Origin of the sequence: Paraburkholderia sp. GAS82, from assembly GCF_050436285.1 — a bacterium.
In the GTDB taxonomy this organism is placed as follows: Bacteria; Pseudomonadota; Gammaproteobacteria; order Burkholderiales; family Burkholderiaceae; genus Paraburkholderia; species Paraburkholderia phenazinium_B.
This window is the reverse complement of the sequence record NZ_JBNDLX010000001.1, coordinates 1193632-1214959: the sequence shown is the minus strand read 5'-3', so window position 1 is coordinate 1214959 and position 21328 is coordinate 1193632. Positions and strand designations below refer to the sequence as shown.

Genomic DNA, 21328 nt, shown 5'->3' with positions numbered 1-21328 from the left:
GAACTCGTTCGCGGCATGGGCATTGCGTTGCCGGCCTGATTCAGCTGCGAACGGCGCAGGCCACGGAAGTGGGATTCATTCTAAGGAAAAGAAATTGATGAAAAAACGGGAATGAAAAGAACCGGCGGATTGAAAAATCCAGAATGATGCTTTCAAAAGTTCAAATCTTTATTTGCCTTTATTTACCGCATTCCGGTGAATATTTTTGAATTATTTTCGAATTTCTTCGCGGCGCGGTTAGCAGGTAATGTGGCCCGGTAACCCTTGACTGGAGGAACACCTTGGCTCGTCTCAGCTTCGCGAAACTGCTGGTTGTCTGGCTTTCTTTTGCAGCTTGCGTTGCCTCAGCCGAAACGGCGCTGAACGCGAAGACCTCCTGGATCGGCAATACCTTCGGTTTCGGCGACGGCACGTGGACGCAGATCAATATCACGGCGATCGCGGTGTCGCCGGACGGCAAGGTCTACACCAACGCTCCATGGGACGAGAGCGGCGCCGAGGCGAGTACCTATCAGAACGGCAAGATGCTTGGATTCGCCGGCGGCACGCATGGCTGGGGTGCAGGCGGCGGTAACGCGATTGCGGTGAACCAGCACTATGTCTTCATGGCTGTTGCGCTTGGCAACGAGAGGGGGCATCTGGTCGGGCAGGGCATCTGGCCGCAAAAGGGCAAGCAGTGGTTCGGCATTTCGCGACGCAAGATCGAAGATCCGAAGCTTAGCGCGCTGTTTCAGCCGGTGGCCACGCTGCCCAATGGCGCGACCGACCCGCACGCGCAAATGGCCGCAGGCTTTCTGGTGGTGAACGAAGTGCCCGCGGGCACCAACGCCGACATCCAGGGTCTCGCGGCCAACGACACGACGCTGTACGTATCGAACACCACGCAAAACCGCGTCGAAGTCTACGACGCCGAATCGATGCAACGCAAAGCGCAGTGGACCGTGCATGAGCCGGGGCACATGGCGCTCGCAGCTGACGGCACGCTGTGGGTGATAAGCGGCGCGCTCAGCGATGCCACGCCACACGTGGCGCACTACTCGGCGAGCGGCCAGCTTCTCGCCGACACACTGCCATTACCGGCCGATTCGGTGCCGGTCGACGTCGCTCTCGACGCGCACGGCCGGGTACTCGTCGCCGACAACGGTCCGCGTCAGCAGGTGCTGTTCTTCAGCAAGGAGGGCGGGCGTTATGTGGCATCGGGCACGCTCGGCGAACGCGGCGGCATCTTCGCAGGTGTGGCAGGACAGCCCGGGCCACAGCGCTTTAACGGACTGACCGGCGTCGGGGTCGACGCACACGACAACGTTTATGTTTCCACCAACGGCATGGGGCCGCACTTCGCGCCGCTTGGCGCGGGGCTCGGCGCCACGCTCGAAAGTTACGCCCCGGATGGCAAACAGCTTTGGCAGGTGCAGGGGCTGCTATTCGTCGATGGCGCGTGGATGGACCCAGCGCGCCCGGACAGCGTCTACACCGGCAACAAACGTTTTCAACTCGATCTGTCGAAGCCCGCGGGACAAGACTGGAAATACGTAGGCTTCCTGTCGAATCGCTTCAAATACCCGGACGATCCGGTCTTTCATACCGACATGTGGCCGGGTTTGCCGATCGCCCGGCAACTGAAGGGACATACGTTTCTTTATCTGACCGACATGTATGCGGACCATCTGAAGATTTACCGCTTCGATGCTGCGCACGACGGCGAGACGGCGATTCCTTCGGGCTTCATTGCGGGCCGCGAGCGTGGCGTCGCGGGCGTGCCGAACGCACCGCCCGGCGGCGAATGGATGTGGCGCGACACGAACGGTAACGGCAAATTCGACAGTGACGAGTTCACGCCGAACACGAGCGGCACGCGACTCGTCGGCGGCTGGGGCTGGTGGGTCGACAGCAACGGCGACATCTGGCGCACGAGCGTGGTCAAGGGCATCGACCGGCTGCACTTCGGCGGCCTCGATGCAAAAGGCAATCCGGTCTACTCCTATTCGGACATGACCACCTATCCGGTACCGCAGCCGTTCACCGAACTGCGCCGCGCGGTGTACGTGCCGCAGACCGACTCGCTCTATGTGACCGGCTATACGGCCGACATGCCCGTCGACCGGTCCTTCTGGAAAGAGGTGGGCCGCGTGCTGGTGCGCTACGACAACTGGTCGAGCGGCAAGCCGGTCCAGCGGTACTCGATCACGCTGCCATGGGAAACGCATGCCAAACCGGTCGTAACGATCATCGGGCTCACCGTGGAAGGGCAATACGTGTTCGCGGTCGAACCGGTAGGCGCCGTGCATGTGTTTGACAAGGACAGCGGCAAGGAAGTCGGCGTGATCCGGCCGGGGCCGGAGGTGGGCAAGGCCTCGGGCTGGGTCGACGTGCCGAACGGCGTGAGCGCCTACCGGCGCAGCAACGGCGAATACCTCGTGTTCGTGGAAGAGGACGCGCGCGGCAAGGTGATGATGTACCGCTGGAAGCCGTCTTGATGTCAGATTGATTTATTTTCCGGCGCCGCACATTTCGACGCATGACATGCATCGTGCGGCGAATTATTTTTCTGTCGATTTATAGAGAACGGCACGCATTTTTAACGTGCTTTACTCGAAGCAGACTTCATGGGCTTGCATCGCGCGGCTTTTCTATGGCGCGTGCATCGCGGTGCACGCTGCATCGCTGAATCAAAAGGCATCCGATGGACAAAGGCATTCTCAAGAACGTAGGCATCAATTTTTTCGGCCTGGTGTTGCCGACCTTCGTTTCGCTCGTGACAGTGCCGTCGTATATCCGGCTGCTGGGCGTCGAGCGCTATGGCGTGATTGCCCTCGTGTGGACCTTGATCGGCTATTTCTCGATTCTCGATCTCGGCATGAGCATGGCGGCGCAAAACCATATCTCGAAGGCGCTCGCTTCGAAAGACTCGGACGAGTGCGCACGCGTGTTCTGGAGTGCCACGTGGCTGAATCTGGTCACGGGCATTATCGGCGGCCTGATCATTTATTTCGGCGCATTTCTCTACACCGCCTATTTCAGCAAAGTTTCGCCGGCATTGCAGCACGAGGTCTACATGGCGCTGCCGTGGCTCGCGGTTGCGATTCCGATTGCCAACCTCTCATGGGTGTTTGGCGGCGCGATCAACGGCGCCGAACGCTTTGGCGTCTACAACACCAACCAGACGCTCGGCACCTTCGCGTTTCAGCTGCTGCCTTTAGGTGTGGCGTGGTGGATGGGGCCGAGCCTGCAGAACGTACTGGCCGCCGCGGTGGTGGCGCGTCTGTTCGCCGCGTTGCTGCTCGGACGCTCTGCCTTGAAGGTGCTCAATCTGCGGCGCATCCTGCCGCCGCAACTCGGTGTGGCCAAGGGGCTGTTCAATTTCGGCGGCTGGATGCTGGTGACGAGCGTCGCTTTTATGGTGGCCGATACGCTCGACAAGGTGTTTCTCGGCACCGCCCTCGGCGCTCGCTTCGTGACCTTCTACACGGTGCCGCAGAACCTCGTGACGCGCCTGAATATCGTGCCCACCGCGTTGGGGCGCACGTTGTTTCCGCGTCTGTCCGCCGTCGGCCGCGATCACGCGGACCAGATTGCGCAACAGTCGCTCGAGTTTCTCAACGGCGCCTTTACGCCGATTGCGCTGGGCGCGATTTTCGTGCTCGGCCCGTTCCTGCGTATCTGGGTCGGCAATGAGATTGCCACGATCGCCGCCCCTGTGGGCCGCATCCTGATTGTCACGGTATGGCTGGTCGGCCAGGCCAACGTGAGCCGCATCATGATCCAGTCGCAGGTCAATCCGGCGGTGGCGGCGCGCGTCGGCCTGCTCGAATTGCCGGTTTATGCCGCCGGCCTGTGGTTCGGCATCAAGTACTTCGGTCTGACGGGAGCGGCGGTGGCCGTCGGCGGCCGCGCGCTGCTCGACTACGGCGTGCTGCTGTGGCTGTCGGCGGTTCGTGCCCGGCCGATCGTGCTCGACATGCTCCCCCATCTCGCGTTCTTGCTGGCAAGCCTGTGGCTTGCGGGTGCCGTGCCTAGTCTCTCGCTGGCGATCGTCGCCGGCACCGTAGTGGCGGCTGTCAACGTGGCGTGGTCCATCACCTCGACGCCTGCCTTGCGCGATCTTGCGCGTTCGCTGCTGTTGCGACTGAATCCGAGGAAAAGCGCATGAACCAGGACGTCCTAGAGGAAGCCGTCATACGGCCCACCCAGCGCAGCGCGCTGGCCGAAGTCGCTACACCGCCCGCACAGCACGCGCCGCCTCGACGTGTGCCGCGCGCGAACAGCCACGTACGCGTGGCGATCGTGCACGACTGGCTCGTCACCTACGCGGGTGCCGAGCGTGTGCTCGAACAGATCGTGGCGTGCTTTCCGGATGCGGATCTGTTCAGCGTGGTCGATTTCCTCGAGGACCGCAGTTTCCTGCGCGGCAAGCCGGTGACGACCTCGTTTATCCAGAAGCTGCCGAAGGCGCGCACGAAGTACCGTACGTATTTGCCGTTGATGCCGATCGCGATCGAGCAGCTCGACGTGTCGGCTTACGACGTGGTGATCTCGAGCAGCCACGCGGTCGCCAAGGGCGTGCTGACTGGCCCGGACCAGGTGCATATCAGCTACGTGCATTCGCCGATCCGCTATGCGTGGGATCTGCAGCATCAGTACCTGGAGCAATCGAAGCTGACCAACGGGCCTAAATCCGCGCTGGCTCGGCTGATTCTTCACTACATCCGCAACTGGGATATCCGCACATCGAATTCGGTGGACACCTTTGTCGCCAACTCGCAATTCATCGCGCGGCGCATCCGCAAGGTGTATCAGCGTGACGCGGCTGTGATCTTCCCGCCGGTGGACGTGGAGGCTTTCGTACTGCACGAGCAGAAGGAAGATTTCTATCTGACCGCATCGCGGATGGTGCCGTACAAGAAGATCGACCTGATCGTCGAAGCGTTTGCGCGGATGCCGGAGCGGCGTCTCGTCGTGATCGGCGACGGGCCCGATATGCAGAAGGTGCGCGCGAAGGCGGGGCCTAACGTCGAGATCATGGGCTACCAGCCATTCAAGGTGCTGCAGGAAAAGATGCAGCGGGCCAAGGCGTTCGTGTTCGCTGCCGAGGAAGACTTCGGCATTTCGGTGGTCGAAGCGCAGGCCTGCGGCACGCCGGTGATCGCTTATGGCAAGGGCGGGGCGCTCGAGACCGTACGCGATCTGTCGAACTCGCGGCCTACCGGCATGTTCTTCGAAGATCAGCGCGCCGAGTCGATCATCGCCGCAGTCGAGGATTTCGACGCGCACGCAAGCCGTTTTTCCGCTGCCGATTGCCGTGCCAATGCGGAGCGTTTCTCCGCCGCGCATTTCCGCTCGCGTTTCTTCGCACATGTGCGAGCTGCGGTGCCGGCCCTGCACGGTGCGACGATGCCGGCTTACGAGCCGTACGTTGCGCCACCCGCTGTTGAAACGGCAGCAGGGAATACGCCGCGGATACTGGCGCTCGATCAGAGCGGTGTCCTCGGCGGTGCCGAGTTGTCGCTGCTCGAGATCGTCAAGGCGCTGAAATCGCGAATCGAAGTCGTGCTGTTCGACGATGGGCCATTTCGCACCGCGCTCGATACGGCTGGCGTGAACGTGCGGGTACTGGATTCCGGTGCGCTGCGTGAGGTGCGCAAGCAGGGCAGCACGCCACCGCTTGGACGTGCTATCAAAGGGGTGGCTGGGCTGGTGAAGGCCACCGTCGCTCGCGCGAAGCATGCCGATGTGATCTACGCGAACACGCAGCGCGCCATGGTGATCGGCGCGCTCGCTGGGCGGCTCGCACGGCGCCCGGTGGTGTGGCACCTGCGCGATATCGTGAGTCCCGAGCATTTTGGCGGCAAGCAACTGAGCATCATCAAGTGGTGCGCGAAGCTGGGTCTCGCGCATGTGATCGCCAATTCAGCCGCGTCAGCGCGTGCGTTTGCCGAGTTGACGCGTTTCGATGAGAAGCGCATCGACGTAGTCTTCAACGGGATTTCGGCCGCACCGTTCGACGCGCTGCGCGGCGTGCCGGTTGCGGCGCTGCGTGCCCGTCTGAAGCTGCCGCAGGACGCGTTCCTCGTGGGCTCGTTCAGCCGTCTCGCGCGCTGGAAAGGCCAGCATGTGCTGCTCGAAGCGATGGTCCTCAATCCGCACATGCATGCGGTGCTGGTAGGGGCGCCGCTGTTTGGCGAAGACGCGTATGAGGCAGAGTTGCGCGCGTTCGTCGCGGAGCATGGACTGGGCGCGCGGGTGCACTTTCTGGGCTTTCAGCACGATATCGCGGCTTGCATGTGTGCGGTCGATGCCATCGCCCATACGTCGATTACGCCGGAGCCGTTCGGCCGCGTGATCGTGGAAGGGATGCTGGCGCAGCGCCCCGTTGTGGCGGCGCGGGCCGGCGGCGTGCTGGAAATCGTCGAGGATGGTGTGAATGGCGTGCTGTGCACGCCCGGCGATGCAAACGCGCTGGCCGATGTGCTTGCCGAGTTGCGCAGCAATAACGGACTGCGCGAACGGCTCGTCACGAACGGCTACCAGACAGCGTTGGGACGCTTCGGCACCAAGGCTTATGTGAATGGCGTCGAACGGATTCTGAAGGACGTCGCAGGAGGCAAGACGAGAGGTTGAGGCTACGAAGCTCGACGAAGCAGAAGGGCCGCAACGGCAACGTTGCGGCCCTTCTGTCATTCGTGCTCTGAAGATTTGTTGTCGTGCCCTGTCTGTCGTGCCGTTACTGCGGGCCAAGTCAGCGGGCAGCCTGCGCTGTATCGTTTACGAGGCGGCCGCCACTATTGAATCATGGGCGGCTGCCACCGCCGATTTCACGCCGCCCGCGCAGCAACGCGACTGCCCCTGTTCTTCGGCTTGAGGCTCGCGGACCACCTCATCGCAGGCAGCTCGACCAGACGGTAGAACACATAGGCAACCGGCACGGCCACCAGCATGAAGCCGAACGACGGCCAGATCGACAATTGCAGCGCCGAACGATAAAGCAGCGACGACAGCAGCACGAAAATCGGCAAGTGGATCAGGTAGAGCGAGAAACTGAAGTCGCCGAACCGTGACAGCACGCGCGTAATGGGCGTATCCACAGCGCGTTGCCGATCCAGTGCCTTGTACAGGTAGAAAGCGAAACCGAGCGCCCAGAACTGGAACGCACCGTACTGGCCGAAGTGAAACGCGACGCAGCCCAGCACCACGAACGCCGTCGCGACCGCGTAGAGCCAGTTCGAGACAGGCCGCTTGTCGAGCGACACAGCGGCCCCCGTCTGGGCCCGCGCATCGGCAATCCAGGCGCCGAGTGTCCACGAGAACCAGTACGACGTGAAGAACTGCAGGTCGTGCCGCTCGAGCACCAGTGCCGATACGATATTGACGAGCGCGACCAGCGCCAGCACCGGCGTCATGCCGATCCGGCGCCGCAGCGCGAACAGCAGCGGATAAATGACATAGAACTGCACCTCGAGCGAAAGCGTCCACAGCGCGCCGTTCGAGCCATACGTCTTGCCCGCTACGCCTTGCAGCGAGAACAGGTTGACGAGAAACGCCTGCAGGCCGATCTCGCGCAACTTGTGGTTGACGGGCGGCAACTGGAAGCTGAACCAGTCGAGCGCGAAGGTCAGCAGCAACGCGGCCAGCAACACCGGGTAGATCCGCGCAAAGCGGCGCGCCCAGAAATTGACCGTGTCGAGCCGGTAAACCGGGTTTTGCGCGAGACGCAACGCGCCGCCGCGATGAATGCAATAGCCGCTGATGACGAAGAAAATCGGCACGCCTGCCGAGCCCCAGGCGATCGGAAACGTCAGGTAGGCCGCGATGGAACTGAAACCCAGCGCGTGGCCGACAGTCCGGTGAAAGCTTTCCATGCCGACCCAGGCCACCTGGCGGCAATGAAAATAGGCGACCAGCAAGGCGGCAAAGCCGCGCATGGCATCGATGACGTGTTCCTTGCCGGCGCTGTCCACGCGCGAATCGCGCAGCGGGCGAGCCGGGATGGACGCGGAAGCGGGGAGGGAAGCCTGCAGGGATGCGCCACTGGCATCGAAGGCTGAATCGCTCATGCGCGGTCCTTTATCGGGCGAGGGAAGAGGCTAAACGGGGCTAAACGGCTAAACCGGCCAGCGGTTCATACGAACGCGAACCCGTGCGCAAATCGGCCGCTCAAAGGACGCCCTATGCGCACCAGTCGCCGCATGCACATGCTAGAACACCGCCGAGGTAAAAAAATGAATAAAAAATGGCATATCCAGTGGCAAAAAAATTAAATGTGTTTCGATTTGTAATTCGCTGGCAAATCAGCGGTCACAGAATTATTTGCCGATTTTGTCGTGATAGTTTGGTGCCCTGATTCTTCTGACCAGAGGTGGAGTCATGAACCTGCATCTGCTCGCCGGCATTGCCGTGCTTTTGATCCTTGTCGCCGCTTCGGCTTACCGGGAGGCGCTGCGCAATGAACCGATCGGCCGCTTCCGGATGAAACCCGGCAATTTGCCGCCAATGGACGAAAACGAGGAAGGCGCCGCCTGACGCCGCGCGCCGGGCAGTTACGACCCGTAAAAATTACGGCATTGTGCCTGTCCGGCGTAATTGTTTCCTGCGTTGACGTGCAAAGTTAATCACCCGGTGCGATAAAGGCTTATAGATTATTTTTTCACACGATTTACTTTAATTTTGACGAAACGTGAATTAGATTTTAACGACACTTTCGATCAGTTCTATTCGGCGCCCATCCGGCGAACCGCACACTTTCATCAACCGATGTGGGAATGCATACCATGCTGAAAGTTACCAAAGCCGTGTTTCCCGTGGCAGGTCTCGGGACACGGTTCCTGCCGGCCACCAAGGCAAGTCCCAAGGAGATGCTGCCCATCGTCGACAAGCCGCTGATCCAGTATGCAGTGGAAGAGGCGATAGCGGCCGGCATCACCGAGATGATCTTCGTAACAGGCCGCAGCAAGCGCGCCATTGAAGACCATTTCGACAAGTCGTACGAGATCGAGGCAGAACTCGAGGCGCGCGGCAAGGAGCAACTGCTGGAACTGGTGCGCGGCATCAAACCGGCCAATGTCGATTGCTTCTATGTGCGCCAGGCCACGGCGCTTGGCCTCGGCCACGCCGTGTTGTGCGCGGAAAAACTGGTGGGCGACAGCCCGTTCGCCGTGATTCTCGCCGACGACCTGCTGCACAGCACGCAACCGGTGATGAAGCAGCTCGTCGACGTGTTCAACCACTATCACAGCTCGGTGATCGGCGTGGAAACCATTGCGCGCGAGGACAGCCGCTCATATGGCGTGGTCGACGGCCGCGAGTGGGAAGAGGACGTGATCAAGCTGTCGGGCATTGTCGAAAAGCCGGCACCGGACAAGGCGCCGTCGAATCTCGGCGTGGTGGGCCGCTATGTGCTGATGCCGACCATCTTCAAGCATATCCGCGCGCTCAAGCCGGGTGCTGGCGGCGAGTTGCAGTTGACCGACGCGGTGCAGTCGCTGCTCACGGAAGAACAGGTGCTGGCATACCGTTACTTCGGCACGCGTTTCGATTGCGGCAGCAAGCTCGGTTACCTGAAGGCGACGGTCGAGTTCGCGTTGCGCCATCCGGAAGTGCGGGCTGAGTTCGAAGAGTATCTGCAGGCCTATTTGCCGCTCCATCTCACAGCTGCCGCGGCCTGAAAGCAGCGTCGGGGAACGGGCGCGCGATGCCGTCGGTGGGTTCGCCGAAATCCTGGTAGAACTGATCGACGCTGAATGCGGGCACACCAATGAAAAACGGGCGCCGCAAAATGCGTGGCGCCCGTTCGTTTCGCTCAGGGTCCGGCTATAGAAGAAGCCGCCGGCGCGTTTCTCAGACCTTCTTCACCTCGAGCCGGAACTTGTGCAGCAACGGTTCCGTGTAGCCGCTCGGCTGTTCGAGTCCTTCGAACACAAGCGCCTGTGCCGCCTTGAACGCGATCGTGTCGAAGCTGGGCGCCATTGGCTTGTAGTACGGATCGCCGGCGTTCTGCTCGTCGACCACCTTGGCCATGCGCTTGAACGTCTCTTCGACGAGCTCACGCGTTACCACGCCGTGGTACAGCCAGTTCGCAATATGCTGACTGGAAATGCGCAACGTCGCGCGGTCTTCCATCAAGCCGACATTGTGAATGTCTGGCACCTTCGAGCAACCGACGCCCTGATCGACCCAGCGCACCACATAGCCGAGAATGCCTTGCGCGTTGTTCTCGACTTCCTGGCGGATCTCGTCGGCATTCCACTTCGCGGCTTCGACCACCGGAATCGTCAGCAGGCCATCCAGCAGCTCGCTGCGCACGCTCGCCAGATCGATCTTCTCCAGCTCCTTTTGCACCGCCTGCACGTCCACCTGGTGATAGTGCAGCGCGTGCAGCGTGGCGGCGGTCGGCGACGGTACCCATGCGGTATTCGCGCCGGCTTTCGGATGCGCGATCTTCTGCTCGAGCATCGCGTGCATCAGATCCGGCATCGCCCACATACCCTTGCCGATCTGCGCGCGGCCACGCAGGCCCGCGGCGAGACCTTCCAGCACATTGCTGCGCTCGTAGGCCGTGATCCATGCAGTCGACTTCATGTCGCCCTTGCGCAGCATCGGGCCGGCTTGCATGGCAGTGTGCATCTCGTCGCCGGTGCGGTCGAGGAAGCCGGTGTTGATGAACGCGACGCGCGCTGACGCCTGGGCGATACATGCGGCGAGGTTGACGCTGGTGCGGCGTTCCTCGTCCATGATGCCCATCTTGATCGTGTTGCGCTCGAGACCGAGCAGATCTTCGACGCGCGCGAACAGTTCGCTCGCAAACGCGACTTCAGCCGGGCCGTGCATCTTCGGCTTGACGATATAGACCGAGCCGGTGCGCGAATTCAGGCTGTGCTTGCGGTCGTGCAGTGCGCACAGGGTGGTGATCACCGCATCGAGAATGCCTTCCGGAATCTCGTGGCCCTCTTTCGTCAGCACTGCCGGATTGGTCATCAGGTGACCGACATTGCGGATGAACAGCAGCGAGCGGCCATGCAGCACGACCGGCGCCGTGCCGTTGGCTGCCGTGTAGACGCGATCGGCGTTCAGACGGCGCGTGAAGGTCTTGCCGTTCTTCGTGACCTCTTCGGTCAGATCGCCGGTCATCAGGCCGAGCCAGTTGCGGTAGAGCTGGACCTTGTCGTCCGCATCGACGGCCGCGACCGAGTCTTCGCAGTCGATGATCGTGCTCACCGCCGCTTCCATCAGCACGTCCTTGACGTGGGCCGCGTCGGTCTTGCCGATCGAATCCTCAGCGTCGATCTGGATTTCGAAGTGCAGACCGTTGTGCTTGAGCAGGATGGCGGAGGGCGCCGCCTCTTCGCCTTGATAGCCGATGAATTGCGCGGCCGTCTTCAGCGCCGTGGCGCCGTTCTTCAATGCCACGACGAGCTGGCCGTTTTCGATGCTATAGCGGGTGGCGTCCGCATGCGAGCCATGGGCGAGCGGGGCGGCTTCGTCGAGGAAGGCACGCGCGCGGGCGATCACGCGAGCGCCGCGCACCGGGTTGAAGGCTTTCTGCTTTTCCGCGCCATCGGTTTCGGGAATTGCGTCGGTGCCGTACAGCGCATCGTACAGGCTGCCCCAGCGTGCATTGGCGGCGTTCAACGCGTAGCGCTGGTTCGACAGCGGCACCACGAGCTGCGGGCCGGCCTGTTCGGCGATCTCGGTGTCCACGCGATCGGTCGTGGCCTTGACGCGGGCCGGCACCGGCACGAGGTAGCCGATGCTTTCGAGGAAACTGCGGTAAGCGGCCAGGTCGCGCACCGGGCCCGGATGGGCGCGATGCCATTGATCGAGTTCGGTTTGCAGGCGGTCGCGCTCGGCCAGCAGGGCGCGGTTCTTTGGTGCGAGGTCGTGCACCAGCGCGTCGAACCCCGCCCAGAAGGCGGCGCTGTCTACACCGGTGCCCGGCAGGGCTTCGTGTTCGATAAACTGGTCGAGATTCGCGGCTACCTGCAGTCCGCTTCGCTTGGTCATGTCAGTCATGGACTGCTCCATCTGATTGGGCTGGGCCGGTGTGGGGTCACCGGCCTGATGGTTCGTTTGCTTGCGCAGGGGCCTTCGCGGTTGGCCTGGGTGGCTGCCTTCCGCGCTTGCCCTGCGCAGTTGCGTTGCTCGTTTGCCTTGCTTGTTTGCCTTGCTCGTTTGCCTTGTTACTGCGCTTTGGTCGGTCGTTTCGCTGGAGTTACGGATTCATTTCAACCCTTGAGTGCGGCCGCGCCCGCCTTGGCCACTTGCGCGTCCTGGTCCGCCTTGACGCCGGACACACCCACCGTACCGATCACCTGGCCGTCGACGATCACCGGCACGCCGCCTTCGAGCGAGCCCGACAGCGGCGCGCTCAGAAACGCGGTGCGGCCGCCGTTGATCATGTCTTCGTACACCTTGGATTCGCGCCGGCCGAGGGCCGCGGTGCGGGCCTTTTCAACGGCGATATAGGCGCCGACCGGAGCACAGCCGTCGAGTCGCAGCAGGCCGAGCAGATGGCCGCCGTCGTCGGCGACCGCAATCGTTACGGCCCACTGGTTCTTCTCGGCCTCGGCTCGCGCGGCGGCGAGAATCTGCGTGACTTCGGCAACGCCCAACACATGTTTCGTCAGCATAATGAATTCCCTGTCTAGGTGATGGTAAGGATCCTTCTACATCTATTCGTCCCAATCCTGCGGCGCGCCCTCATGAGGCGCGCGGTTTGCGTATGGGGTGAGCCGTGCGCGCCGCCGGTCGAGGCGTCGCGGCTACGCTGTGCTTCGGGATTTTACGTCCAAGCGCCGCAGGGCGTGTCGGAACCCGGCGCCGGCGCATCGAGAGCACGGGCGCGCTTGCCGCCCGAGGTCCGTAACGCTGCGTAACCGGAGACTGGCAATGGCAACTGACCAGACAGCACGCCTGCCATATTTTTATGTCAAGCTTTTCACATTCGAATCCGATTGAAAGGTTCTCATCATGTCCCGTCCGTCCCGCGTAGCCTCAACGGCGAGCACCGCGCTGCCGTCGGTCCATACGACCTATAGCCTGACGCTGCGGGTGCTGCACTGGCTCACCGCGTTGTGCATGTTCGTCGTGATTCCGCTCGCCTGGTACATGACCAGCCTCGATCGCCACGACCCGATGCGGGGCAATTGGATCAACCTGCACAAATCGATTGGCCTGACCGTCCTGCTGCTGACGCTGATCCGCGTGGTCACCCGCCTGTCGGGCAACGCGCCGCCATTGCCGGCTTCGATCCCGGCGTTCGAGCAAACCCTCGCGCATATCGGCCACGGCCTGCTCTACGTGATCCTCTTTGCAATGCCGATTAGCGGATACATCAACTCCTATGGCGGCGGCCATCCGGTCAACTGGTTCTGGCTGTTCCAGGTGCCGGGCGTGGTGCCGCAGGACAAGGCGCTCGGCCATCTCGGCGGGCAGATTCATGCGCTGCTCGCGTGGGCCACTTATGCGCTGATTGCCGGGCATGTGCTGGCGGTGATCTACCATCAGTTGATGGAGCGCGTGGACATTCTCGGGCGGATGACGGGGCGGGCAGCCAGGCGCTGATTTATGCCCAGTTGGGCGCGCGTGCGCGGCGGCTATTACAATCGGCCTCTACACGATCAAATAACGCCCCCCATCATGCCAGCCGTCAGCGGTCTTTATGTCTATCCGATCAAGTCGTGCGCCGGTATCGCGCTAAACGAGGCGCGGCTGTTGCCCTCGGGCCTCGAATACGATCGCAACTGGCTGGTGTGTACGCCCAGTGGACAGATGCTGACGCAGCGCAGCCACGGACGTCTTGCGCTGATTCAGGTGGCGTTGGGCGAGAGCGAACTGATCGTCTCCGCGCGAGGCATGCCTGAGTTGCGAACGCCGCTCGTGGCCGAGGCGCTCGAACAGCCCGAACGGTTTGATGTCACGGTCTGGCGAGACACCATGCCCGCGTTCGACACCGGCCCGCAAACGGCGGCCTGGTTCACCGCTTTCCTCGGCGAACCTGTACGGCTCGCGCGCTTCGATCCGGCCGTGCAGCGCGTGGTGGACCCGGACTGGACGGGAGACATGCAGGCCATCACGCATTTTGCGGACGGCTTTCCCTTGCTGGTCATCGGCGAGGGGTCGCTGGCCGATCTGAACCGCCGTCTTGCCGGTAAAGGCGCGCCGCCGATCCCGATGAACCGCTTCAGACCGAATCTGGTGTTCAACGGTCTCGATGCCTATGAAGAAGACTTCGTGGACAGCCTCACGATCTGGACGGGGGAGGGTGCGGTGCAGGTTCGACTCGTCAAGCCCTGCGCGCGCTGCCCGATGCCCACGATCGATCAGGCGAGCGGAGTACCCGATCCGCTCTGGCCAAACGAGCCACTCGACACGATGAGCGCCTATCGCGCCAATGCGCGGCTCGATGGCGCGCTGACGTTCGGTCAGAATGGGATCGTTTCGACGGGATTCGGCGCGGTGCTGGCGCTTGGCCAGCAGATCGATGCCGAGCTGGCGTTTGACGATTAGGTAGCTAACGTTCGCCGATCAGGATAGTACGGCAGCGGTGCAGCTCTGATGGAGTGTTTCGCGGGACTTTTCCCCGGCGAACCTTAGGAATCCTGCCGTGTTCAACCGAGGCGCAACAGAAAACCAAAAATCTCGAGGGTAATGGCGAGCGCCACGATGGTGACCGGCAATGTCAGAACAATGACCCAGATCATCCGCGACGATCCCGGGGCGCGCCCGGATGGTTTGACCGTTTTCGCTGCTTCGCTTTCGCGTTCAGTCATGACTGGGCGTCCGTTGGTTGATGGGCTGGGGTCAATTATGCATCGCATCCAGGATTGCCGCTGTCCGATTGCAAACGATGCGAGCTTAAGTTCCCTTTAAGATGAGACGCATAGATTACTCACGTATGCGGCGTCGCATGAACCGATCGTTTCATGCACCGCGCAGTCTCCGAGAGTTACGTCCAGTTGCCCCTTGGCTTTGCAGGGGGTGACCTTTGCAGGCCCGGTCCATAGCCGGGCCTTTCTTTTTTTGTGGACGTGTCGAGCGCCATCCGTCGCGTCGGCGATGCGGACGGCGGCCACACAGCTAGCAGCTGCACGAATCAGGATCAGTGACTGATCGACTCGAGCGATAGCCCGCGCGTCGACGGTCCGAGCAGGATCATCACAATGCCGACCAGCATCGAAACGCCGATGAAAGCTGCCACGCCCGCTACCCCATATCCATGCAACAGGATGCCGATCGCGAGTCCCGCAAAGGCAGCGGAGATCCGGCTCCACGAATAGACAAAGCCGATTGCCCGGGCCCGGATCCGGGTGGGGAAAAGTTCGGCCTGATAGCCGTGATACGCGTACGACATGATGTTCGCCGCGAGCGTGAACAGCACGCCCAGCACGATCAGCAGCCATGGTTCGGAGGCCTGGGAAAACACGGCGATCACCACCGCCATCGTAATCAGGCCGCCGCAGATCTGCGTCTTGCGCTCGAACTTGTCGGCAAACCACACGCCCAGCATCGGCCCGAACGGATTGGCGATGGCAATCACGAATGCATAGCCAAGGCTCGCAGTCACATGAATGCCGCGATGGATGAGGAGGGTCGGCACCCAGGCGGCGAAACCATAGAAGCCGATTACCTGGGCCATGTTGAAGATCGACAGGAGCAGGGTACGTCGACGGTATTGCGGCCCGAAAATCTCCCCATATGAGCCCGTACCAGCCTGCTCGGGCGCGACCGGTTGCGGCGGCGGCAAGACCACACCTTTCTCTGCGGCGACACGACGTTCGATATCCGCGACGATGCGCTCAGCCTCCTCAATGCGGCCATGGCGCGCGAGCCAGCGCGGGCTTTCGGGAATCTTGCGACGCAGGATCCACACGATCACGGCGCCGACAGAGCCGATCAGGATCACCACGCGCCAGTATTCGAGGCCAAGCGGCTGGGTGCCTTTGAGCGCATAGGCGAGAAAGGCGACCACCGGCACGACCGAGAACGTAATGAACTGGTTGACCGCATAGGCCCGGCCGCGCTCGCCACCGGGGATCAGTTCTGAGATGTAGGTGTCGATGGTAACCAGTTCGACGCCGATGCCGATGCCCGAAATCAGACGCCAGATATCGAGCGCGAAGCCGGACGTCTGGAAAGCCATGATCACCGTGCAGACCATGTACCAGATCAGCGACCAGGTGAACACGACGCGTCGCCCGAAACGGTCCGCCACGAAGCCGAACGCCACGGTGCCGATCCACAGGCCCGCGAAGGTGGCAAACACGAAAGTCCCGAACCCGGCCACCGCGAGCGGCTGCAGTGCCGCAAAAAATCCCAGCGATTCGGGTTTGAACAGTCCGGACTCGACCATGCCGGGGGCCACATAACCGGTGAAGAACAGGTCGTAGAACTCGAAGACGCCGCCGAGTGAAATCAGGATCACCATGGTCCAGACGGTACGCGAAGGGGGTAACCGGTCAAACCGGGCGGCGATTTCCGCCGCCTGCTGTGTGGACATGAGCGCCTCTTGTTCTAAAGGTTTTGTAAGGTTGACGGCTGAGCGGGTGATGGCTCGCGGCAATTTCGCACGGCGCGGCGTGCGGGCGCAATGCGTGCGAATACGGAGCGAGATGAGCCGGTTGGTTTTGCAAACCGAGCCGCGTAGGTGAAACGATAATGACTCGGTAAATAATCCGGTCGAACCTTAACTGACTCTTTGGCAATATCTATAATCATCAAATACCGATGCATTAACGCGTCAAAGGAGTATCGAATCCCAATGACCCAACAGCCCCCTCACGACCCCGCGATTGCCCCTTCAGACGTCGGCGAAGAAGAGAAAGCGCAGCTCCAGTGCTATCGCAGCGGTGCCGCCGCGCGTCTCGCACGAATGCCCGTCACAACGCTGCGGATCTGGGAGCGGCGCTATGGCGTGGTCGCGCCGCCCAAAAGCGCGTCGGGGCAACGCCTCTATTCGTCGCAGGATGTGCAGCGGCTGATCCTGCTGAAGAAATTGGTGGAACGCGGTCACGCGATCGGCTCGATCGCGCGGCTCGAACTCGATCAGCTGGATCGCCTCGCGCTGACGTATGCGGAAGCGGCGTTCCCGCCTGGTCCGCTGGATGATGTCACGGAGTCGACGCTCACGATTGTCGGCACCTCGCTCGCACGCCGTTTGCGCAGCGATCTGCCGGAGTTGCGTTCCGCCAGCCAGCCACGCCTCACCGTATTCGACGACATCAAGGACGCTCAGGCGCATCCGCTGAAAACGGATGCGCTGGTGATTCATGTCGCGTCGCTGCACGACGAACTCGTGCAAGCCGTGCTTGGGCTCGGCGAAACGTGTCATGCCAAGGTGCTCGCTGTCGTCTACGCATTCGGTACCGAGCACAGCGTGAATACGCTGCGCTATGCGGGCGTGCGGGTGTATCGCGAGCCGCTTGAGAAGCTGCAGGCACGGCAGATTCTGCGCGACCTGTCACCGCAGACGCAGCCACGCGATGCTGTTGAAGCCTACGCACGTACGCCGCGTCGCTACTCCGACGACGCGCTTGCATCGATCGCCGGGCGCTCGACCACCATCGCGTGCGAGTGCCCGCGCCATCTTGCCGGTCTGATCCAGCAGTTGTCGTCGTTCGAGCAGTACAGCGACGATTGCATGTCGCGCACGCCGGCCGACGCGGCGCTGCATCGCTATCTGGGGGAGGTGGCGAATCGCGCCCGGGCGATGTTCGAGCTGGCGCTCGAGCGGGTGGCGCGGGAGGAGCGGTGGGCGCCGGAGGAGGGTGGTTGAGCGAAGAATGCAGCTTTGCCCGGCACCGATTCCATTTCAAAGTCCATTCACTTCGGATAGCTGACAATCCGTTAGCCAATTCCCGATTCGGTCATCATCGTCCGACGCTGCCGGCGTTCGCCAGTCCCTCAGCCCGCTTTAGCGGCACCATCACCCCAGCGCGCGTATGATCGATACCTACCGTACCCAACATCCCAGCCATCGTTTGCGGAGGAACCTATTGTATGAGCGCGCCTGAAGAAGTCGTATTCCTGCTCGACGTCGACAATACCTTGTTAAACAACGATCAGGTCGTGGCGGATTTACGCGAGCACCTGACCGAACAGTTCGGAACCACGAGCAGCGACCGCTACTGGGAAATCTTCGAAACCTTGCGCAGCGAGCTGGGTTACGCCGATTACCTCGGGGCCTTGCAACGCTACCGGCTGGAACGTCAATGCGACACGCGGCTGATGTTGATGTCGTCGTTCCTGATCGACTACCCGTTCGCCACCCGCCTGTTCCCGGACGCACTTGCGGCAATCGAGAATATGGCCAAGCGCGGGCCTACCGTGATCCTGTCCGATGGCGACGTCGTGTTCCAGCCCCGTAAGATCAAGCAGTCGGGGCTATGGGATGCGGTGGAGGGGCGGGTGCTGATCTACATCCACAAGGAACGGATGCTCGACGAAGTCGTGCAACGGTATCCGGCAAAGCGCTACGTGATGGTGGACGACAAACTGCGCATCCTCGCCGCCATGAAGCAGATCTGGAAAGAACGGCTGACGACAGTCTTTCCCCGCCAGGGGCACTACGCGCTCGATCCGGCCAATATTGCCGCTTATCCCCCGGCAGACGTAACAGTCGAACATGTCGGAGAACTGGCCACGATGGACCTCAGCGTGCTCTGAAGGCCGGTTGCCATGGCGATACGCACGCACCGTCACCGCTTTGTCATCTGGCTGGCATAACGACCACGCACTATAGGAGAGTGCGGAGGCGGCTATCCGTTGGCCGACCATCCGCGGGCGGCTGATCCACTCGGCCGCCCCACGACAACCATGCAAAAGAAGGCGGCGAACGTTAACACGCTGCCCCTGTCAGATTCGGAGACTGAATGAAGGCGAGCTGCTGCCGTACCTACGGCGGCGGCAACCGCGGGACCCTAACCATGGAGCGACCCGATGGCCGAGATCAATACCCTTTCCCCCTCGACTTCCCCCGTGCTGGACGACGAGACGTTGCGCAAGATGGACCGCTACTGGCGTGCCTGCAACTACCTCGCAGCGGGGATGATCTACCTGCGCGCCAATCCGCTGCTGCGCGAGCCGCTCAAAGCCGAACACATCAAACGCCGCCTGCTGGGCCACTGGGGTTCCGATCCCGGGCAGAGTTTCCTGCTGGTGCATCTAAACCGCCTGATCAAAAAGCTCGACCTCAACGTCATCTATATCGCCGGCCCCGGGCATGGCGCGCCGGCTACCTTGGCGAGCAGCTATCTCGAGGGCCGCTATTCGGAAATCTACCCTGACCGCAGTGAAGACGAAGCCGGCATGCAGCGCTTTTTCCGGCAGTTTTCGTTCCCCGGCGGGATCGGTTCGCATTGCACACCGGAAACGCCCGGCTCGATCCACGAGGGCGGTGAACTCGGTTACAGCCTCTCGCATGGTTATGGCGCGGCCTTCGACAATCCCGATCTGATCGTCGCCGTGATGGTGGGCGACGGCGAGGCGGAAACCGGACCGCTCGCGACCTCCTGGCATTCGAACAAATTCCTCAACCCGATCCGCGACGGTGCGGTGTTGCCGGTCCTGCATCTGAACGGCTACAAGATCGCCAATCCGACGATCCTCGCCCGCATTCCACATGAGGAACTGGAAGCGTTGCTAACAGGCTACGGACACAAGCCGTATTTCGTCGAAGGCGACGAACCGGAGTCGATGCATCAGAAGATGGCGGCGACGCTCGAGCATTGCATCGGCGAAATCCGTGCGATCCAGCAGCAGGCGCGCTCGAGTGGCAGCGCCGTGCGGCCGCGCTGGCCGATGATCGTGTTGCGCTCGCCGAAGGGCTGGACTGGCCCGAAGGAAGTGGACGGCCATAAGGTCGAAGGGTCGTGGCGCGCGCACCAGGTGCCGATTCTCGATCCGGCGACCAACGATGCGAGTCTCAAACTGGTCGAGAGCTGGATGAAGCGCTACCGTCCGGAAGAACTGTTCGACGAAAAGGGCAAGCTCGTCGCCGAACTGCGCGACATGGCGCCGACCGGCACGCGCCGCATCAGCGCCAATCCGCATGCCAACGGCGGGTTGCTGTGCAAGGCGCTCGACATGCCGGACTTCCGCGAGTACGCCGTCGAGGTGAAGACGCCCGGCGCGGAGTACGTACCGCCTACCGAAGTGCTCGGCAAGTTTCTCGGCGAAGTCATGCGCCGCAATATGAGCGACTTCCGCGTGTTCGGCCCTGACGAGACTGCCAGCAACCGGCTGACTGCAATCTACGAAGTGTCGGAGAAAACCTGGCTCGCCAAAACCGAGCCTGGCGATGCGGATGGCGGCGAGCTTTCGGTGGATGGCCGCGTCATGGAAATGCTTAGCGAGCACACGCTCGAAGGCTGGTTCGAAGGTTACGTGCTGACCGGCCGGCATGGGCTCTTTGCCACCTACGAAGCGTTCGTGCACGTGATCGATTCGATGTTCAACCAGCACGCCAAGTGGCTCGAAAAGTCGAAACTCGAGTTGAGATGGCGGCAGCCGGTGCCGTCCATCAACCTGCTGATCACGTCGCTGGTCTGGCGTCAGGATCACAACGGTTTTACGCATCAGGACCCGGGTTTTCTCGACGTGGTCACCAACAAGAGTCCGAATGTGGTGCGCATTTATATGCCGCCTGACGCCAACTGTCTGCTGAGCGTGGCCGACCATTGTCTGCGCTCGCGCGATTACGTCAACGTGATCGTCGCCGATAAACAGCCGCATCTGCAGTACCTCAGCATGGACGATGCCGTCACGCACTGTACGAAGGGCATCGGCATCTGGAGCTGGGCCTCCACCGATCACGGCGCCGAGCCGGACGTGGTGATGGCCTGTGCAGGCGACATCCCGACCATGGAGTCGCTCGCGGCCGTGGAGATTCTGAAGGAGAAGTTTCCGACGCTGAAAATCCGCTTCGTCAACGTGGTCGATCTGTTCAGGCTGATGCCCGACACCGAGCATCCGCATGGTTTGTCGGACCGCGACTTCGATTCGCTGTTCACGGCCAACAAGCCGGTGATCTTCAACTTCCATTCGTATTCGTCGCTGATCCACAAGCTCACATATCGCCGCACCAATCACGAGAACCTGCACGTGCATGGCTATCACGAGAAAGGCAACATCAACACGCCGCTGGAACTCGCGATCATCAACCAGGTGGACCGCTTCTCGCTCGCAATCGACGTGATCGATCGGGTGCCAGGTCTGCGCGGCGTCGGCGATCATGTGAAGGAGTGGCTGCGCGGTCAGATCATCGAGCATGTCGCGTATGCGCATACCGAGGGTATCGACTGCGAGGAGATCCGCAACTGGACATGGAAGGGCTAAGACG

The 21328-nt window shown here is 61.8% G+C and carries 15 protein-coding genes; 10 read left to right on the top strand and 5 right to left on the bottom strand.

From position 1 onward, the window contains the following. Window positions 1-305 precede the first annotated feature (305 nt). From P3T17_RS05290 to P3T17_RS05280, 3 genes are all read left to right on the top strand, one after another. Window positions 306-2477, top strand: a complete 2172-nt coding sequence (locus P3T17_RS05290) for a hypothetical protein (RefSeq protein WP_429405525.1) — start codon at window positions 306-308, stop codon at window positions 2475-2477. Window positions 2478-2683: 206 nt separating this feature from the next. Beyond that, window positions 2684-4150, top strand: coding sequence for a flippase (locus P3T17_RS05285; protein WP_429405136.1), 1467 nt, complete (start codon window positions 2684-2686; stop codon window positions 4148-4150). Next, complete coding sequence (locus P3T17_RS05280) at window positions 4147-6618, top strand: glycosyltransferase family 4 protein (protein WP_429405135.1); 2472 nt, start codon at window positions 4147-4149, stop codon at window positions 6616-6618. The genes P3T17_RS05285 and P3T17_RS05280 overlap by 4 nt, the downstream gene beginning before the upstream one ends. 194 nt (window positions 6619-6812) lie before the next feature. Here P3T17_RS05280 and P3T17_RS05275 read toward each other — a convergent pair whose 3' ends face one another. Next, complete coding sequence (locus tag P3T17_RS05275; RefSeq protein ID WP_429405133.1) at window positions 6813-8051, bottom strand: acyltransferase family protein; 1239 nt, start codon at window positions 8049-8051, stop codon at window positions 6813-6815. 310 nt (window positions 8052-8361) lie between these two features. On the opposite strand from P3T17_RS05275, the gene P3T17_RS05270 reads away from it, so the two are divergent. Together P3T17_RS05270 and galU are read left to right on the top strand one after the other, a co-directional pair. Then, window positions 8362-8517, top strand: a complete 156-nt coding sequence (locus P3T17_RS05270) for a hypothetical protein (protein ID WP_167379387.1) — start codon at window positions 8362-8364, stop codon at window positions 8515-8517. Between the two features lie 248 nt (window positions 8518-8765). Next, window positions 8766-9659, top strand: a complete 894-nt coding sequence (gene galU, locus P3T17_RS05265; RefSeq protein WP_074266076.1) for a UTP--glucose-1-phosphate uridylyltransferase GalU — start codon at window positions 8766-8768, stop codon at window positions 9657-9659. Between the two features lie 172 nt (window positions 9660-9831). Here the strand turns inward: galU and P3T17_RS05260 are convergent, their stop codons facing one another. Together P3T17_RS05260 and P3T17_RS05255 are read right to left on the bottom strand one after the other, a co-directional pair. Then, on the bottom strand, window positions 9832-12003 hold the full coding sequence (locus tag P3T17_RS05260) for a malate synthase G (RefSeq protein ID WP_429288361.1): 2172 nt from the start codon (window positions 12001-12003) through the stop codon (window positions 9832-9834). A 212-nt stretch (window positions 12004-12215) separates the two neighbouring features. Beyond that, entirely contained in the window at window positions 12216-12620 is a 405-nt protein-coding gene (locus P3T17_RS05255; protein WP_074264627.1) for a heme-binding protein, read from the bottom strand. Window positions 12621-12960: 340 nt separating this feature from the next. Between P3T17_RS05255 and P3T17_RS05250 the strand changes: the two genes are divergently transcribed. Continuing rightward, window positions 12961-13554, top strand: a complete 594-nt coding sequence (locus P3T17_RS05250; protein ID WP_429405131.1) for a cytochrome b — start codon at window positions 12961-12963, stop codon at window positions 13552-13554. A 75-nt stretch (window positions 13555-13629) separates the two neighbouring features. After that, window positions 13630-14499, top strand: a complete 870-nt coding sequence (locus tag P3T17_RS05245; protein ID WP_429405129.1) for an MOSC domain-containing protein — start codon at window positions 13630-13632, stop codon at window positions 14497-14499. 101 nt (window positions 14500-14600) lie between these two features. On the opposite strand, the gene P3T17_RS05240 is transcribed toward P3T17_RS05245, so the two are convergent. After that, window positions 14601-14762 carry a hypothetical protein gene (locus P3T17_RS05240; RefSeq protein WP_167379386.1) on the bottom strand — a complete coding sequence of 54 codons (162 nt, stop codon included), beginning with the start codon at window positions 14760-14762 and terminating at the stop codon, window positions 14601-14603. Window positions 14763-15091: 329 nt separating this feature from the next. Continuing rightward, a complete protein-coding gene (locus P3T17_RS05235) occupies window positions 15092-16489 on the bottom strand; it encodes an MFS transporter (RefSeq protein ID WP_429405127.1) in 1398 nt (465 codons plus the stop codon). A 261-nt stretch (window positions 16490-16750) separates the two neighbouring features. On the opposite strand from P3T17_RS05235, the gene P3T17_RS05230 reads away from it, so the two are divergent. From P3T17_RS05230 to P3T17_RS05220, 3 genes are all read left to right on the top strand, one after another. Beyond that, the gene (locus tag P3T17_RS05230; RefSeq protein WP_083611417.1) at window positions 16751-17764 is read left to right on the top strand and encodes a MerR family transcriptional regulator; all 1014 of its coding nucleotides are present in this window, start codon (window positions 16751-16753) and stop codon (window positions 17762-17764) included. Window positions 17765-17988: 224 nt separating this feature from the next. After that, window positions 17989-18654, top strand: a complete 666-nt coding sequence (locus tag P3T17_RS05225) for an HAD family hydrolase (RefSeq protein WP_074264624.1) — start codon at window positions 17989-17991, stop codon at window positions 18652-18654. A 273-nt stretch (window positions 18655-18927) separates the two neighbouring features. Beyond that, entirely contained in the window at window positions 18928-21324 is a 2397-nt protein-coding gene (locus tag P3T17_RS05220; RefSeq protein ID WP_429405124.1) for a phosphoketolase family protein, read from the top strand. The last annotated feature ends 4 nt before the right edge of the window (window positions 21325-21328 follow it).